The following is a 16369-nucleotide window of genomic DNA, read 5'->3' on the forward strand; positions in this document are numbered from 1 at the left end:
CGAAGGAGAAATCCTTCGCCGTTCGTCTGTCCGGGAGCAGCCCTACTCCGCCCCGGCGGTGTGCCTGCGGCGAAGCAGCAGGAGCACTGCCCCTCCGCTGAGCACCATGAAGGTACCGGCAGCAGCGGTCAGGATCTGCCCCGGCGCGGCCCCGGTGGCAGCCAGCGCCTTCGGCGCGGCAGTGGCGGCCGACGCCGGTGCGCCGAGCACCGTCACGGCGGGCTGCACGGAGAAGGACTGCCATCCGGCGAGTGTTCCCTCCAGGGTGTACAGCGCGACGCGGTGCTCTCCCGCCTCCAGGCTGGCCGGGATCTGAACCGGCAGCGTCCCGTCGGCGCCGACGCTCAGAATGCCGGCCTTGATGGGCGTGGAGTGCAGGAACACCTGGTACTGCTCGCCGGGTGTGAGGCCCGTCAGGCGCAGCTGGCTGCCGGTCGCCTGGGCGGCAAAGCTGCCGCGGGCCGCGGGAACCAGCAGTGCCGGATCGCTGGACTGCAGTTCGGTCCGTGCGGGGGCCGGTGACGGCGACGGCGTTTCGGCAGGATCCGGTTTCGGGGAAGGGGACGGCTCCGTGGGCGGTTCCGGCACAGGTGCGGTGACGGCCGGTTCGGCCGGTGCCGGAGCCGGCAGTTCAGCCTCCGCCGACGCGGTGGGCGCAGGCTCAGCCGAGGGCAACGGCCCGGGCAAGGCTGGAGCGACCCCGGGGGCGGCTTCGGGTGCCGGAACCGGGTCGTCAACAGGAGCGGTAGCGGGTGCCGGAACCGGGTCCGCCTCAACCCCAGCCTCGGCAGCCGGTGCCGTCGCGGGCAGCTGGGAGGGCGTTTCAGCAGGCGTTTGCGCAGGCGTTTCGACCGCAGACCGGGCAGGTGTTTCGACCGCAGGCCGGGCAGTCGTTTCGTCCGAGGGCCGGGCAGTCGTTTCGTCCGAGGGCCGGGCAGTCGTTTCGTCCGGCGTCGGTGCAGGCGTTTCAGGTGCGTCAGCCGGTTTCTGAGTCTCCGCCTCTTCGGATGCCTGCGGTGGAATCTGTGTCGGTTCCGGCGCTGCAGGGGCGGGTGCGGGCCGTTCGTACTGGCCGAAGTTGACGGTCGCCAGGTACACGCCCTTGTTTGGCCCGGAGGTCAGGAGGACAACTCCGATGCCCAGGTCGGTATCCGCGGCCCGGAGCATGTTTGCGCGGTGGGGCTCGGAGTTGACCCACCATTCAAAGGCCTGGTCCACGCTCATGTTCCAGGCGATGTTCTCTGATGCGTGCCTGGCGCCGGCCGGATATTGGGAGGCGAAGGACGGATTGTGAGTGAAGGTACCCGCGCCGTCCCTGTTGGCTGTCTGCGCGGACCTGAGCGTCCAGTCCTGCGCCACGGCCGCGATTCCGTTGTTCCATGCCAAAGGTTTCAACGCGTGTTGAGCGCGGTAATCGTTGACCAGGGAGTGGAGCCGGACGGCCGCCTGGCCGTCAACTGCCGTGGCGGACGCTGCCGGCAGTGAAATGGCAGTAACCCCCACCGCCAGTGCGAGCGCAGCAAAAACGCCCGCGAGTTTCCTCAATCGCATTGCTTTGTAGTCCTTGCCTCGAGACCCGCGGGTTTCCCCGTGGAGGCCTGTCCTGCGCGGCCATCCCCAAAACGGCCGCGACACGCCGCATGGTTACGGGGTGCTTGACATGCAATGTAATCGAGGAAACTACAATTTACAATCTTCACATTTCTGACTCTGTTCACATTGTTCTCGTGAACCACTCCAGAAACACAGGAACTGCAGGAGCGCCGGCTCCTGCAGTTCCTGAAAGGCAGCGGACCTAGACTCTGGTCGCGCCGGCCTCTTCCTGAGCCTGTGTGCCGGAGTGCCCGACGCGGAGCGTCTCGCCCTGGAAAAACCCGGGGCTCCGGCGGTACATCATCAGCATCAGGACGGCACCCAGTCCGATCACGCCCATTCCCAGGACGAAGACCAGGCCGACACCGCCGAGGGAGGATCCGGAACCGTAGTCAGGGTCCATGGAGTCCACGGCTGTCTTGGCGAACATCACGAACAGGATCACTCCGCCCAGCGCCGGGGCGAGGATCTTGAGCAGGAAGCCGCGGACTGAGGTGAAAGCCTCGCGGCGGAAGTACCAGACACATGCCAGGGCGGTGATGCCGTAGTAGAAGCAGATCATCAGGCCCAGGGCGGTAATGGTGTCCCACAGCGCATTCTCCGACAGGAGCCTGGTGATGACGTAGAAGCCTGCTGCAGCCACGGCTGCCGCGACCGTGGCATAACCGGGCGACCTGTACGCGGGGCTGATCCTGCCGAAACGGCCGGGCAGTGCGCGGTAGTGCCCCATCGCCAGCAGGGTGCGGGCCGGCGAAACGAAGGTCGACTGCAGGGACGCCGCCGAACTGCTGAGGATGGACAGTGACATCAGGATCGCGAAGGGACCCATGACGGGGCTGGCCAGGACCGCAAAGATGCTCTCCTGGTTGTCCGGGTTGCCCGCTCCGAGCTCCCCGTCTCCCACACCGGCATAGGAGATCACCGCCAGGGCGATCATCATGTAGATCAGCACAATCACGAAGACCGTGGCAGTGGCGGCGCGGCCCGGCGTGCGGTCCGGATCGCGGGTCTCCTCATTCATGGTCAGGGTGACGTCCCAGCCCCAGTACACGAAGATCGACAGCGAGACTCCGGCGGCGAAGGCGGAGAAAGACTCAACCGCGAACGGATTGAACCAGTCGGCGCTGATTTGCAGTGCGTCGAACGCCGTTCCCTGTGCCACGTGGATAAACGCAGCCACCGAGAACCAGGTGAGCACCACCAGCTGGAAGCCCACCAGGACATACTGCACGGCCTTGGTGGTCTCAACTCCGCGGTACGAGATCCAGCAGGCCACGGCAATGAAGGCCAGGGTGGTAGCGATGTTCACCGGAAGGTTGCGCGTCAGGTCTGCCAGCGCATCATTACCCGTTACCTGCGCGAGCATGAGGTAGAAGAAATCGACTGCCACCGCAGCCAGGTTGGAGAGCACGATGATGGTCGCCGCAATCAGCCCCCACCCGCCCATCCAGCCCACCCACGGCCCGAACGCACGTGTTGCCCAGGTGAAGGAGGTGCCGGAATCCGGCATGGCGGTGTTCAGCTGCCGGTAGCCGATGGCCACGAGGATCATCGGAATGAAGCCCACCAGGAAGATCGCAGGGAGCTGCACACCGACTTCGGCGACCGTGGGGCCCAGCCCTGACGTGAGCGTGTAGGCCGGAGCGATGCAGGAGATGCCAATGACGACGGCGCCCAGGAGCCCCACCTGTCCGCCTTTGAGTCCCTTGCTGCTCAGGCCGGTCCCCCGGGCACCGGCTGCGGACTTACGGGTTCTTGTGCTCATTGTGGCTCTCCTGGCTGGGGGTTGGCGAACTCCGGGCCCAAGGGCGCGGGTCCGGTGTAGTTGCGGGGCACCACCACCATGGGAACGGGCAGGCTGCGCAGGACCTTGGATGCCGTGGGGCCGATAAAGAGCTGGTTTTGCCGGGCAAGCCGGCTGGATCCGATCACCAGGATCTCGCCGTCGTCGAATTCCATGCCGTCCACGGCGTTCTCGATGGTGCGGCCCTGGGCCGCTTCACCGGTAACCTCGCAGCGGCCGGACGTGAGGACCTTGGCACGGGCCACCCGGTCGGCGATGTGCAGCCGGGCTTCGTCCATGGCAGCTCCGGCCTGGGAGTCCAGCGCGAGCATCGACACGAGCCGCAGCGGCAGTCCCCGGCGTGCTGCGGATTCCGAGGCGACCTCAAGCACGTCTTCGGCACCCCGGCGCTCCCCCACGGCGCAGGTGATCCGCGAAATCGGGGCCACACGGCTGTAGCCGCGCGGGGCGAGCGCCACGGGGATGTGGGCTGCGTGCAGCAGGGCGTTGGCAACGCTGCCGATGGTGAAGCGCTTGAAGATACCGTTACTCCCGGCGCCTACGACGATAAGTTCGGCACCGAACTCGGCGGCCGCATCGATCAGGCCGCGGGCGTCTGAATCCGCGGGACGGATGTGCCCCCGGGCCTCGACATCCTCCGGGACCAGGGCCAGGGCCTCGTCCAGCCAGGTTCCCATCTGCTCGGTCAGCAGGCCGGCATAGGAACGGTCGGGCGGATAGACCGCTGTGTAGGGGGATTCCGCGGGATCCACCATCACCAGGTCCAGTGACGCGCCCTGGCTGCGGGCGATGGCGCAGGCGAGGTTCAGTGCGTCCCTGCCCCGTTCCGTGGCTGTATAACCGACGACGTAGCGCACGGCGTCAGTCTTCGAACCGCGCGATGATGCGCTCTGCCGTCAGCGCGCCCATGCGGACGGCACCGTCGACATGCTGGTAGCCCTCCGCCGCCAGATCGGAGCAGGACCAGTAGATCGGCCCCACCGGAGCCAGCTGGTCCGGTCCGTACCGGTGCAGTCCGCCGAGGTCGTAGCTGGCGGCGTAAGCGCCGCGGGTCCATTCTTCCGAACCCCAGTCAGACTCGTAGTAGACCTCGGGTGTCAGGGCCTGATCCCCCAGGTAGCCGGCAATGGACTCCAGGATCGCCGTCTTGCGTTCCTCGGCACTGAGCTCGAACAAGGCGTCGGCTTTTTCGTCGGAGACAAAGCCCACCAGCGTGCCGCGGGAGTCCCCGTGGTTCGTGTTGTCATAGACCTCCTGCACCAGCTCATGGGCGCCGAAGCAAGTACCGGAGAGTCCTGCCTCCCGCCAGAACGGCGTCGGATAGACGGCGTGGACCTTGATCACCAGGCCCAGGGACTGGTGCTGGTGCATCTGGTGCTGCCGGCGGGGCAGGGGCGGGTCGAAGGAGACGCGGGAGTAGAGGTTCGGCGGGACCGCCATGATGGCGTAGCGGGCGGTGACCGTGACGCCGTCGGCCTCAGCCGTGACGGAGGTGCCCTCCGGACCGTCGGACCAGCGCAGCGTACGCACCGGAGCGTTGAGCACGACGTCGTTGCCCAGCTCAGCGGCCATACGCTCGGAGACCTGCTGCATGCCACCGGCAACGCGGCGGTCCAGGATGAAGTTCTCGTCCACGAGGTTGGAGAAGGACCCCGCTGAGGCTGCCATGAGCAGCGCCTGCAGCACGGAGAAGGAATGTGCGGGCTTGGTGAGCATGCCGCCGGCTACGAAGAGGCCGATATTGTTGCAGGCTTCCTCGTCCGTTGACTGGCTGCGCAGCCACTGGGAGAAGGAAACCGTGTCCAGTTCACGTGCCTGGGGATGGGTCCACGGCGCCGCCGGATCGGTTTGCGCGGTCAGTGCATCCAGGAGCTCGATCAGCCGCTCCATTTCCTTCGCCGTCGCTTCCGCCACCGGGAACATCTCCCCTGCGTAGCGCACGGCGCGGCGGTCGGAGCCGATGTACACGGATTCACCCTCGCGGTAGCGCGGGAACGTTTCCAGGCCCAGTTCCTCCACCAGTTCGCTCAGCGCGTCCTGGTCCGGCGAGATCCACTGGCCGCCGATCTCCAGGAAGGCGCCGTCGACAGTATCTGACCAGGTCCGGCCACCCACACGGCCGCGGGCTTCAAGCACGGCAACGGTCAGCCCGGCTGCCTTCAGCTTCCGCGCTGCCCGCAGGCCGGAAGGTCCTGCCCCAATGATGACGACGTTGCGTTCCAGGCTCTGCACTGTATTTCCTCTCTCGACGGCCGCATACGGCCGCTCCATGCCATAAATGAATACGATTCATTTAGTCGACACTCTAGCCGACCCAAGCGGAGCGGAGAGAGAGGCGTGTGCGAATATTAATTTTTGGGGCACCCAAGCACCCGTGACCTTTGGAGGAACGCATGCCGGCACCACGCGCCAGGCGAAGTGCCGGACGCCCACACCAGCGGGTGCTCACCCAGGAGAACATCACCGCGGCGGCCCTTGAGGTCATCGGCAGCCGGGGTTACGGGGGCTTCACCATGTCCTCGCTCGCAGCGAAGCTCCACGTGGCCCCCTCTGCCCTCTACAACCACGCCGCCTCGAAACAGGAAGTCCTGCGCTGGATCCAGGACGATCTCATGGCAGAAGTCGATGTGTCGGCGTTTGCATCGGAGCCATGGGAGCAGGCAGTCCGCGTCTGGGCGCGCTCCTACCGGAGCGTCTTCGTCCGGCACACGCCCCTGATTCCGGTGATTGCCGTGCTGCAGGTCAGCGGCGCACCTCGGACGCTTGCCATGTACGAGGCAGTCACGGCCGGATTCCTCCGGGCGGGATGGCGCGAGGCCGCCATAGTTCCGGCCATCGTCGCACTGGAATCCTTTATATTCGGCTCAGCGTTCGACGCCGTTGCGCCCGAGGACATTTTCGACACCGGTTCGCTGGCGGACCAGAGCCCGCTTTTCACCTCGGCCGTCGCGGCTGCCCACGCCCGGGAAGGCGGCAAGGGGGCCGAGGAGGCTTTCGAAGCCGGTTTGGACGCGGTGGTCCAGGGGTTTTCGGGGCAGTGCCACGCCGCCGGGCAAGCCTGATGATGAGACCAGCGAGCTGATCGGCAAGAGCGCGCTGCTGACAATCTGCAGACAAAAGAGGGCGGCCCCGGAATGTTCCGGAGACCGCCCGTTACTTTTGCAGCTGCAGCCTAGGCCTGGGCGCGGATTGCTGCTTCCAGCACGTCAAGGCCGTCCGAGAGCAGCTCATCGCTGATGACCAGCGGCGGCAGCAGGCGGATGACGTTCCCGTAGGTGCCGCAGGTGAGGATGATGACGCCCTCGGCCAGGCACGCCGCGGCGATCGCCTTGGCTGCTTCGGCGTTGGGAGCCTTGGACCCCGGCTTGACCAGTTCAATGGCCAGCATGGCGCCGCGTCCGCGGACCTCGCCGATGATGCCGGTTTTTTCAGCGGTCTCCTGCAGGCGGGGAACGGTCAGTTCCTCGATCCGGCGCGCCCGGCCGGCAAGGTCCTGTTCGGTCATGGTTTCGATGGCTGCCAGTGCCGAGGCGCAGGCCACCGGGTTGCCGCCGTACGTTCCGCCGAGGCCGCCGGGGTGGACGGCGTCGAGCAGGTCCGCCCGGCCGGTCACCGCGGAGAGCGGCATGCCGCCGGCGATGCCCTTGGCCATCGTCATAATGTCAGGAACAACGCCTTCGTGGTTCACGGCGAACCACTCACCGGTGCGGCAGAAACCGGACTGGACTTCATCCGCGATGAAGACGATTCCGTTTTCCTTGGCCCATGCTGCCAGGCGCGGAAGGAAGCCCTCCGCGGGGACGATGAAGCCGCCTTCGCCCTGGATCGGCTCGATCAGGAGGGCAGCAAGCTGGTCCGCGCCGATCTGCTTTTCGATCGCCAGGATCGCGCGCTCTGCGGCTTCGGTGCCGGTGATCTCCGGGTTCTCTTCACGGAACGGGTAGCTCATGGGCATGCGGTAAATCTCGGAGGCGAAGGGACCGAAACCGGTCTTGTACGGCATCGCCTTCGCGGTCAGGCCCATGGTGAGGTTCGTGCGGCCGTGGTACGCGTGGTCGAACGCGACCACAGCCTGGCGGCCGGTGGCCGAACGGGCAATCTTGATGGCGTTCTCCACCGCTTCGGCACCGGAGTTGAAGAGCACAGTGCGCTTCTCGTGGGTGCCCGGGGTGAGCTCTGCCAGCTTTTCGGCGACAGCTACGTAGCCTTCGTACGGGGTGACCATGAAGCAGGTGTGCGTGAACCGGGCAACCTGCTCCTGTGCCGCAGCGACGACGGCGGGATCAGAGGCGCCAACGCTGGTCACTGCGATACCCGAGCCGAGGTCGATGAACGAATTGCCGTCAACGTCCTGGATGATGCCGCCGTCGGCGTCCTGGACATACACGGGAACGCTGGATGCGACACCCTTGGCGACAACGGCTGCACGGCGCTCACTCAGCGCAGCGGACTTGGGCCCGGGGAAGGTTCCGGCGATGTTCCGCTTCTGCTCCAGCCGGTAGGTCGGTTCAGTGGCTGATGTGCTCATGGTTCTGCCTCTCAGGGGAAAAGTGATGGGGGCTATAGGCCGCAGTGATCCAAATTTACGCTTCAGGCCGGCACTGGGGGACAGCCATCCGCACAACAGAGTCCGCCACTTGCCGTGCATCCGTCCAATCCAGACATCCTATAGTTGAACTCGTGCCTATCTCCCTCACCACCCTCCTCGACACCAAAGACCTGGGTCTTGCCGTCAAGGGGACCGCGCCCGTTGAACCCGTTGAAGTGCAGTGGGTAGCGGTGACCGAGCTCGAAGATCCATCCCCGTTCCTGAGCGGCGGCGAAGTGGTGCTGACCACCGGCATCCGGCAGCGGACCGGTGCGGTGCAGCGCCGGTTCGTGGAGAGTGTGCACCGTGCCGGGGCACTTGCCATCGGCTTCGGCACCGGACTGAGCCAGGCACGGGTGCCGGGACCCCTCCTGGAAGAAGCCAACCGGTTGGGCGTGCCGGTATTCGAGGTTCCCTACGACACCCCGTTCATTGCCATCGGAAAGCTCGTGGCCGACGCGTTGTCGGCAGACCATACCGAGCACCTGCGCGACCTGCTCTCGGGGCACCAGATCCTGGCCCAGGCACTGCTCTCCGGGCAGGGCCTCGGCGGCCTGCTGCGGCAGCTGGGCCGCATCCTCGGATCCGAGGTGGCCCTCCACCGCTACGGCAGCCGCGTCTTCAGCACGGGGGAGCCGCCGGAAGGAACCCGCTGGCACAGCACGCCCATCGCCACCGGGATGCGGGACCGCTGCACCCTGGAAGTAGCCGAACCGTTCCGCCAGCCGGACTTGCTGGCCTATGCCCAGAGCCTGATCAGCGTGGAACTGAACAACCTCTCACGCAGGCGGGCCCGCGAACGCGTGGTGAACGGCCAGCTGCTGGCCGACGTGGTGGCGGGCAAGCTCTCCGGCCAGGACGCCGTCCACCGGCTGCGTGCCGCGGGGGTTGACACCGAGCGCCGCCAGCTGACCCTGCTGGTGGAGGCTGTCCCGGGCCAGGCGCGGCTCCTGCCGTCCCTGCCCCTGCCGGCAGTCTTCGACTCCGCCGTCACCGCCATCTGCGAGGACCGCCTGGCGCTCCTGGTGGCCGACGGAAATTCCACGGAGCTGGCCGCCGCCCTGGGTGACTACCTGCGGGAAGCCGGCATCACCGCCAAGGTGGGCGCGGGCGGCGCCTACGCCGAACCCGCGGGCCTTCGCTGGGGCTATTACGAGGCAAAGGAAGGGCTGCTGCGCGGCGCCGCGGTCAACGAACCCGACCGCCTGAGCCTGGCGTCGCTGCTGATGGCCAGCCGGGACGTCCCGTTGTCGGACCTCGCCGCGGAGGCCCTGGACCCGCTGACGGACTTCGACAGGGCCCACGACGCGGAGCTGGTCTCCACGCTCGAGAAGTACCTGGCCCTGAACGGTTCGGTTGCCAAGGTCGCGCAGGCGCTGGGCCTGCACCGGAACACGGTGCGTTACCGGCTCTCCCAAATTGCCGACCTTTCGGGCTACGACCCGTCGGTCACGGCAGACCGCGTCCACCTGTACCTCGCGCTGAACGTCCGCCGGCTCGCCGGATAGGACGGCGTGCCGGTGCCGGCCCCGTGCTGACCTCCGGCAGCGCCGTTTTGTGCCCCTTTGTGCCGGACTTTACTCTGTAGGGATGGACTTGCCAGCGCAGCCCGCCAGGACCCTTCACTGGGCGGGTACCGACGACCCCGGCCGCCGGGATACCGCCGTCGTCTCCTTCCGCGAAACGGAACTGGCCGCCAGCGGCACGTCCACGTGCGATGACTACAGTGCCACCTGGACGCTGAACACCTCCCCCGGCTGGGTGACCCGCCGGCTGCAGGTAGAGGTGACGGGCCCTGGCTGGTCGCGCTCCCTCGAACTGACACGCTCGGTCGACGGGCGCTGGGATTCCCAGGTGACGGCCTCCGGCAACCCTGACCTGCCCGCCCCGGGCATCGAAGATCCCCTGTCCCTGGACAACGCGCAGGACTGCGATCTCGGTCTGTGCCCGCTGACGAACACCATGCCGATCCTGCGGCTGGACCTGCTCAACCATGCCGCGCCGCCGGACGAGACACGGCTGACCATGGCTTGGGTGGAAATGCCCAGCCTGCGCGTCCTGGCCAGCGAACAGGTCTACTCACAGGTCTCCCCCTACCGCGAAGAACGCGGGAACGCGATTGTGCTTTACAGTTCCGCCACCCGCGGGTTCACTGCGGAACTCACCGTCGACGCAGACGGGGCTGTGATCGATTACCCCGGACTGGCCCGCCGGACCGGCTAGTTCCGTCCGTCACTGCGGGGAACGGGCGCGGACCAACCGGCCCCGACGCACGGCTAGGATTGAAGTACGCCCGCCTGCAACGTTGGAGATCCCCCCATGAGTGAAATGTTCCTGGAAAAGTTCCGCGCCCTGGTTCCGAAGTACCTTGAGGACAAATGGCGTGCCGAGGATGGTTTGGCTCCGGATGAGCTCGACGAGATCCTCGACGAACACGACTTCGACATTCCGCTGGTCCTGCGGGAGTTCTATCTGGCACTCGGCGGCTGCGAAGACCTGATGGAGGCCTACCACTTCTTCTGGGACCCCGACGAGCTCGAGGTGGAAGACGGCTACCTGCTGTTCCTGGAAGACGAAGACGAGAAGTTCGCCTGGGGATTCCGCGTGGACCAGCTGGCCGTGCCGGACCCGATCGTCTGGCGCCGCAACAATGCCCGCGGCGAGTGGCAGAGCGAAGAAGGCACCTTCAGCGAGTATGTCTTCGACATGTTCGAGTGGGTCTTCGAGGACGACGAAAACCAGGACGACCAGTAGTACCGGCCCGCGGGGGGGGGGGGCGCCCCCCCCCCCCCCCCCCCCCCCGCGCTCGGAACCCTACGCCTCGCGCTCCACGACGGCTTCGGCAAACGCTGCCAGGGATGCCTTGACCACGGAGTCGGGCATCGGTTCCAGGGCTGCGACAGCGTCTGCAGCCCACTGGCGTGCGACGTCCCAGGCCTGGGCAGTGGCGCGGTTGCCGCGGACTGCGGCCACAGCAGCAGCCAGGGCCTCATCCGATGTCAGGTCCGCGTCCACGAGTTCCAGGACTGCGGCAGCATCCACGTCACCGGCAGCGGCATTGCGCCGCAGCAGCAGGACCGGCAGGGTAGGGACACCTTCGCGCAGGTCTGTTCCGGGGGTCTTCCCCGACTTGTCCTTCAGCCCGGCGACGTCGATGACATCGTCGGCGAGCTGGAAGGCCACGCCGATCTTCTCGCCGTACTCGACCATGATCTCGACAGTCTTCGCGTCAGCGCCGCCGAACAGTGCGCCCAGCTGGCCGGACGCAGCAATCAGCGAGCCGGTTTTTCCGCCGATGACGGACAGGTAGTGCTCCAGCGGATCCTCGCCGTCGGCCGGACCCATGGTCTCTTGCAGCTGGCCCATGACCAGTCGTTCGAAAGTGCGGGCCTGGATCGCCAGGGCTTCGGGACCCAGAACGGAGACCAGGGAGGAAGCGCGTGCAAAGATCAGGTCGCCGGTCAGGACCGCCACCGAGTTTCCCCACACTTCGTGGGCCGTGGGGGCACCGCGGCGCACCGGAGCCGAGTCCATCACATCGTCGTGATAGAGGGTGGCAAGGTGGGTCAGTTCCACGACGACGGCGGAGGTACGGACCTCAGGCCCGCCCGGGTTCGGTCCCAGGTGGGAGGCCAGCAGCACCAGGAGCGGACGGATCCGCTTCCCGCCTGCCTCCAGCAGGTGCCTGGAGGTCGCGTCAGCGAAAGGGTCCGAGTTGGCAATAGCTTCCCGGAGCTCGTCTTCCACCTTCTCGAGGCCGGACACGATGGCGGGCCCCAGAACGGGATCCTCGGCGAGGGGCGCAAATCCCGGCGGCAGCGCCATCTCAGCGTCCCCGAAGGCGTCCGGGCTGGCATTGGTGGATTCAGTCACTGTTCAAGGCTAACTTCTCGGCGGGACGGGTTGGCAGGGTTAGACATGGCCGGCATCAGCGGCAGGGCGTGCACCCCGGGCCGGGGCAGGCACGGAGTCCTGGTTTGATGCGGCCGGAACAAGCATTTCCATCAAGGCAATCACTCTATCCTCCACCCTTCGGGGCGAGGCATCGGTGAGGTTCGCGAGCATCCGCACTACGAACTTCATCAGCACGGGGATCGGCATTCCGGTGCGCAGCGCCAGTTTCATGACCGCGGGCTTGCCGATCAGGCCGGCAAAGATGCGGCCCAGCGTGAAGTGGCTGCCCCACTCGGACCGTACGCGGTCCGCGTACCCGGCCAGGACGCCGTCGTAAGCGGCCTGGGCCGAAAGCATGCCCGGGCGGGAGGCGGCCTGTCCGGCGGAGACAATGTAGTCCGCTGCAAACCGGGCTGATTCCATGGCGTAGGAAATGCCCTCGCCGTTGAAGGGACTGACCATTCCGCCGGCGTCACCCAGAAGCAGCAGCCCGGGCGAATAGTGCGGAGTGCGGTTGAAGCCCATGGGCAGGGCAGCTCCGCGGATTTCCCCCACCTGGTTCTCCGGTGTGAAGCCCCACTCCGGAGGCATTCCGGCCGTCCAGTCACGGAGGACCTTGCGGTAGTCCAGCTTCCCGAATTCCTTGGAGGAGTTCAGGATGCCCAGTCCGACGTTGGAGGTTCCGTCTCCCACACCGAAGACCCAGCCGTAGCCGGGAAGCGGATTGCCGGAGGCATCGGGCAGCTCCAGCCAGCCTTCCATCCAGTCGTCATTGGTCCGTGGGGACGTGAAGTACGTGCGCACCGCGACACCAAGGGGCCGGTCATCGCGCTTTTCCAGGCCCAGGCTCAGGGCGGTACGGCTGGAGTTCCCGTCCGCAGCCAGGACGACGTCGGCGTTGAATTCACGGGTGTCTCCCGTGCGCCGGCCGTTCCCGTCGAGGACATTCGCGCGCACGCCGCAGACCCGTCCGCTGTCATCGCGCAGCGCCTCCGTGACGCTGTGCCGCTCCAGGATGACGGCTCCGGCAGAGCGCGCATGCTGCGCCAGTTCTTCATCGAAGCCCAGGCGCGTGCGCACCAGTCCGTAGGACGGGAAATCCTCAAGGTCCGGCCAGGGCAGCTCAACGGTGCGTCCCGCAGCGATCAACCGCAGGCCCTTGTTCCTGCGCCAGCCTGCAGCTTCCTCATGCGGGAGGCCGAGGAGCTGGATTTCCCGGACAGCGCGCGGAGTCAGTCCGTCGCCGCAGACTTTTTCGCGCGGAAAGGACGTCTTCTCCAGCACTGTTACGTCGATCCCGGCAGAGGCCAGGTAATAGGCTGCGGTGGAGCCGGCGGGGCCTGCCCCGACTATCAGGACGCTCACGTCAGCCGGCGGTCCCGCCGGGCTTGACGGCGCGGTGGATCGCGACGATCCCGCCGGAGAGGTTGCGGTAGGCAACGTCCTGCCAGCCGGCAGCGGAAATCCAGGCGGCCAGTCCGTCCTGGTTCGGCCACGCACGGATCGATTCGGCCAGGTAAACGTAGGCGTCCGGGTTGGAAGCGACCTTGCGGGCGATCGGGGGCAGCGCGCGCATCAGGTACTCGGTGTACATGGTGCGCCACACGGGCACCACCGGAGAGGAGAACTCAGCAATGACCAGCGTTCCTCCGGGCTTGGTCACGCGGTACATCTCTTCCAGGGCCTTCTGCGGTTCATTCACATTGCGCAGGCCGAAGGAGATGGTGGCGGCATCAAAGGACTCGTCAGCGAACGGCAGGTTGGTGGCGTCTCCGGCCACGAAGTCGATGTCCGGCCGCCGCCGCTTGCCCACGGTGAGCATGCCCAGGGAAAAGTCACAGGCGACGACGTCGATTCCCGCATCGGCGTAGGGCTCGCTGGACGTTCCGGTGCCGGCCGCAAGGTCCAGCACGCGCTGGCCGCGGCGTGCACCCACTGCCTCAACCACCAGGCGCCGCCAGCGGCGGGTCTGGCCCAGGGACAGCACGTCGTTGACGATGTCGTATTTGGGTGCCACCTCGTCAAACATGGCAGCGACTTCATCCGGGCGTTTTTCCAAAGTTGCGCGCTTCACCCGCTCATTGTCTCAAACAATGTTCGGCCAGCCGAACCGGAAACTACCCGTTTGCCTTTGGTCACAAACCCGTGTGTTTCCCCGCCCTGTCCCGACGGCATGAATAGGGGGCGATCAGGCATGCGGAGTACAGTCGGAGATACTATGACCACCCTGCGTTCCCTTACTGTTCCCCTGGGCGTGCCCTCAGCCGCGATTGGACTCCTGGAGTACCTGGTCCGCGACGACCAGCTGTGCTGGGTCCGTCACGGCGAAGGCCTCGTCGGTTTCGGGGAAACCCTCCGGCACACCTCGACCGGACCGGAGCGCTTCGCTTCCGCCCGTTCCTGGTGGAACACGGTCAGCGCGGCCGCCGACGTCCAGGACGAGGTCCAGGTTCCGGGAACCGGCCTGGCCGCCTTCGGGTCCTTTGCCTTCTCCAAGCGCTCCCCCTTCCTCTCCCGCGTCGTGGTGCCGGAGATCGTTGTGGGTTCCCGCAACGGAACCGCGTGGGCCACCCTCACCACACTCGATCCGGACGCGGTCCTCGACCGGGAGTCGGTGGCAGCGGCCCTGGCCGGCTACCTGGAGGAAATCTCCGCGGACTCGCTGTCCCTGGGCAGCGACACCATACTGCCCGGAATGCTCTCCGAGTCGGAATGGAAGAACGCCGTCGCCCGCTCCGTGGCCCATATCGCAGCCGGGGAACTCAGCAAGATTGTCCTGGCCCGCGACATCGTGGCCAGATTGTCTTCGCCCATAGCCACGGCGCAGGTCCTGCGGGAACTGGCGCTGCGGTACGCGAGCTGCTGGACCTATTCAGTGGACGGGCTGATCGGGTCCACGCCGGAAATGCTGATCAAGGTAGAGGACGGCAAGGCCAGGGCACGGGTGCTGGCCGGGACACTGGACCGTGCCACCGCCCCGCTGGATGATCCCGGCTACGCCAAGCGGGTCCTGGCCGGCTCGGAGAAACAGCAGCACGAACACGCGATCGCCATTGATTCCGTAACCCGCCAGCTGGAGCCTTTCACATCCTCCATGACCTCGCACAGCGAGCCCTTCGTGCTGGAACTGCCCAACGTGTGGCACCTGGCTTCGGATGTCACGGCCGACCTGCAGCCCCGGGACGGTGCCGTCCCCACATCCCTGGACCTCGTCGAGGCGCTCCACCCTACCGCCGCCGTCTGCGGCTATCCGACCAGCGTTGCCGGCGAACTGATCAGTGAACTTGAACACATGGACCGCGGCCCGTACGCCGGCCCCGTGGGCTGGTTCGACGCCGCCGGCAACGGGGAATGGGGCATCGCACTTCGCGGCGCGCTCATCGAAGAACCCCAAGCCGTCCGCCTGTTTGCAGGCTGCGGAATCGTGTCCGGGTCCAATCCGGCCGCCGAGCTGGAGGAAACCTGGTCCAAGTTCCGTCCGATGCTCGAAGCCCTGGGACTGGACCGGGCGCGGGTGCTCTCCGGCCAGCCTTCCTGAGCGGCGCGTACAATTTATTCCCGGAGAGCGGCCTTTGGCCGCCTTTTTCCTGTCCCCAACCGGAGCCGAACGCTCCGTTCCGACCTAAGGTTCTAAACCCATGCACCACAAAGCACGCAACGCCGTCGCCGCTGTTCTGGCCGTCGGTGCCCTCAGCCTCGCTGCCTGCGGCTCGGGGTCCGGCTCTGCTGAGGATTCCGGCCTGGGACTGGTCAAGGACGGCACGCTGACTGTCTGCTCCAACGTTCCGTTCCAGCCGTTCGAGTACGTCAATGACAACGGTGAGTACACCGGGTTCGACATGGACCTGACCCGGGAGATCGCCACGGGCATGGACCTGGAATGGCAAGTGCAGAACGTGAGCTTTGACGGTCTGCAGAGCGGTACCGTGCTGGCCGCCGGCCAGTGCGACGTGATCGCTGCTGCCATGTCAGTCACTCCCGAGCGTGAAGACAAGATGGCGTTCTCCGAGCCGTACTACGACTCCCTGCAGTCCCTGCTGGTTCCGGCTGACTCCTCTGTGGAGTCCCTCGAGGACCTGGCCGGCAAGAAGGTCGGCGTGCAGCAGGGCACCACCGGCGAGGCCTATGCCCGTGAGAACGCCGGCGACGCCGAAGTTGTCTCCTTCCAGACCGACGCCGAGCTCTTCCCGGCACTGCAGGCCGGTGCCATTGACGCCGTTCTCCAGGACCTGCCGGTGAACCTGGACCACACCGACGGCGGCGCCTTCACCATCTCCGCGACCTACGAAACGGATGAAGTCTACGGCTTCGCCATGAAGAAAGACGGCAGCGCTGACCTGGTTGCCGCAGTGAACGCTGAGCTCGCTGAGCTGCGCTCCAACGGCAAGTACCAGGAGCTCTACGACAAGTACTTCACCGAATAAGCACCCGCAGCTGAACGACGGCGCAGGCCTTGGTCCTCCAGGGTCCGCGCCGTCTGCTGTGCAGGG

14 protein-coding genes are annotated in these 16369 nt (G+C 66.5%); 6 read left to right on the top strand and 8 right to left on the bottom strand.

The window, feature by feature from the left end; translation table 11 throughout:
• Positions 1–42: 42 nt before the first annotated feature.
• The 4 genes from TVB01_RS10010 to TVB01_RS10025 form a co-directional block, all read right to left on the bottom strand.
• Positions 43–1551, bottom strand: coding sequence for a CAP domain-containing protein (locus TVB01_RS10010; RefSeq protein ID WP_422455750.1), 1509 nt, complete (start codon positions 1549–1551; stop codon positions 43–45).
• A gap of 244 nt (positions 1552–1795) precedes the next feature.
• A complete protein-coding gene (locus tag TVB01_RS10015) occupies positions 1796–3358 on the bottom strand; it encodes an APC family permease (RefSeq protein ID WP_422455751.1) in 1563 nt (520 codons plus the stop codon).
• Positions 3355–4254 (bottom strand): universal stress protein, encoded by a 900-nt coding sequence (locus TVB01_RS10020; protein WP_422455752.1) that lies wholly within the window; start codon positions 4252–4254, stop codon positions 3355–3357. Before TVB01_RS10020 ends, TVB01_RS10015 begins: the two co-directional genes overlap by 4 nt.
• A gap of 4 nt (positions 4255–4258) precedes the next feature.
• Positions 4259–5629, bottom strand: a complete 1371-nt coding sequence (locus tag TVB01_RS10025; RefSeq protein ID WP_422455753.1) for a flavin monoamine oxidase family protein — start codon at positions 5627–5629, stop codon at positions 4259–4261.
• A gap of 161 nt (positions 5630–5790) precedes the next feature.
• On the opposite strand from TVB01_RS10025, the gene TVB01_RS10030 reads away from it, so the two are divergent.
• The gene (locus TVB01_RS10030; RefSeq protein WP_422455754.1) at positions 5791–6459 is read left to right on the top strand and encodes a TetR/AcrR family transcriptional regulator; all 669 of its coding nucleotides are present in this window, start codon (positions 5791–5793) and stop codon (positions 6457–6459) included.
• 110 nt (positions 6460–6569) lie between these two features.
• Here the strand turns inward: TVB01_RS10030 and gabT are convergent, their stop codons facing one another.
• Positions 6570–7925: a 4-aminobutyrate--2-oxoglutarate transaminase gene (gabT, locus tag TVB01_RS10035; protein WP_422455755.1), complete on the bottom strand. Its 1356-nt coding sequence runs from the start codon at positions 7923–7925 to the stop codon at positions 6570–6572.
• A 152-nt stretch (positions 7926–8077) separates the two neighbouring features.
• Between gabT and TVB01_RS10040 the strand changes: the two genes are divergently transcribed.
• The 3 genes from TVB01_RS10040 (at position 8078) to TVB01_RS10050 (ending at position 10739) form a co-directional block, all read left to right on the top strand.
• Positions 8078–9493: a PucR family transcriptional regulator gene (locus TVB01_RS10040; RefSeq protein ID WP_422455756.1), complete on the top strand. Its 1416-nt coding sequence runs from the start codon at positions 8078–8080 to the stop codon at positions 9491–9493.
• An 82-nt stretch (positions 9494–9575) separates the two neighbouring features.
• Entirely contained in the window at positions 9576–10208 is a 633-nt protein-coding gene (locus TVB01_RS10045) for a putative glycolipid-binding domain-containing protein (RefSeq protein WP_422455757.1), read from the top strand.
• A 96-nt stretch (positions 10209–10304) separates the two neighbouring features.
• Positions 10305–10739 (top strand): hypothetical protein, encoded by a 435-nt coding sequence (locus TVB01_RS10050; RefSeq protein ID WP_422455758.1) that lies wholly within the window; start codon positions 10305–10307, stop codon positions 10737–10739.
• A 60-nt stretch (positions 10740–10799) separates the two neighbouring features.
• Here TVB01_RS10050 and TVB01_RS10055 read toward each other — a convergent pair whose 3' ends face one another.
• The 3 genes from TVB01_RS10055 to TVB01_RS10065 all read right to left on the bottom strand — a co-directional run bounded on the left by TVB01_RS10055 (position 10800) and on the right by TVB01_RS10065 (position 13953).
• Positions 10800–11810: a polyprenyl synthetase family protein gene (locus tag TVB01_RS10055; protein ID WP_422455785.1), complete on the bottom strand. Its 1011-nt coding sequence runs from the start codon at positions 11808–11810 to the stop codon at positions 10800–10802.
• A gap of 87 nt (positions 11811–11897) precedes the next feature.
• A complete protein-coding gene (locus TVB01_RS10060) occupies positions 11898–13244 on the bottom strand; it encodes a geranylgeranyl reductase family protein (protein WP_422455759.1) in 1347 nt (448 codons plus the stop codon).
• A 1-nt stretch (position 13245) separates the two neighbouring features.
• The gene (locus tag TVB01_RS10065) at positions 13246–13953 is read right to left on the bottom strand and encodes a demethylmenaquinone methyltransferase (RefSeq protein WP_422455760.1); all 708 of its coding nucleotides are present in this window, start codon (positions 13951–13953) and stop codon (positions 13246–13248) included.
• Between the two features lie 144 nt (positions 13954–14097).
• Here TVB01_RS10065 and TVB01_RS10070 point away from each other — a divergent pair, with 144 nt between their 5' ends.
• Both TVB01_RS10070 and TVB01_RS10075 read left to right on the top strand, forming a co-directional pair.
• Positions 14098–15417, top strand: coding sequence for an isochorismate synthase (locus tag TVB01_RS10070; protein WP_422455761.1), 1320 nt, complete (start codon positions 14098–14100; stop codon positions 15415–15417).
• Between the two features lie 100 nt (positions 15418–15517).
• Positions 15518–16303, top strand: coding sequence for a basic amino acid ABC transporter substrate-binding protein (locus TVB01_RS10075; protein ID WP_422455762.1), 786 nt, complete (start codon positions 15518–15520; stop codon positions 16301–16303).
• The last annotated feature ends 66 nt before the right edge of the window (positions 16304–16369 follow it).

It is taken from the genome of Arthrobacter sp. 7Tela_A1, assembly GCF_049311065.1.
Lineage (GTDB): Bacteria > Actinomycetota > Actinomycetes > Actinomycetales > Micrococcaceae > Arthrobacter_B.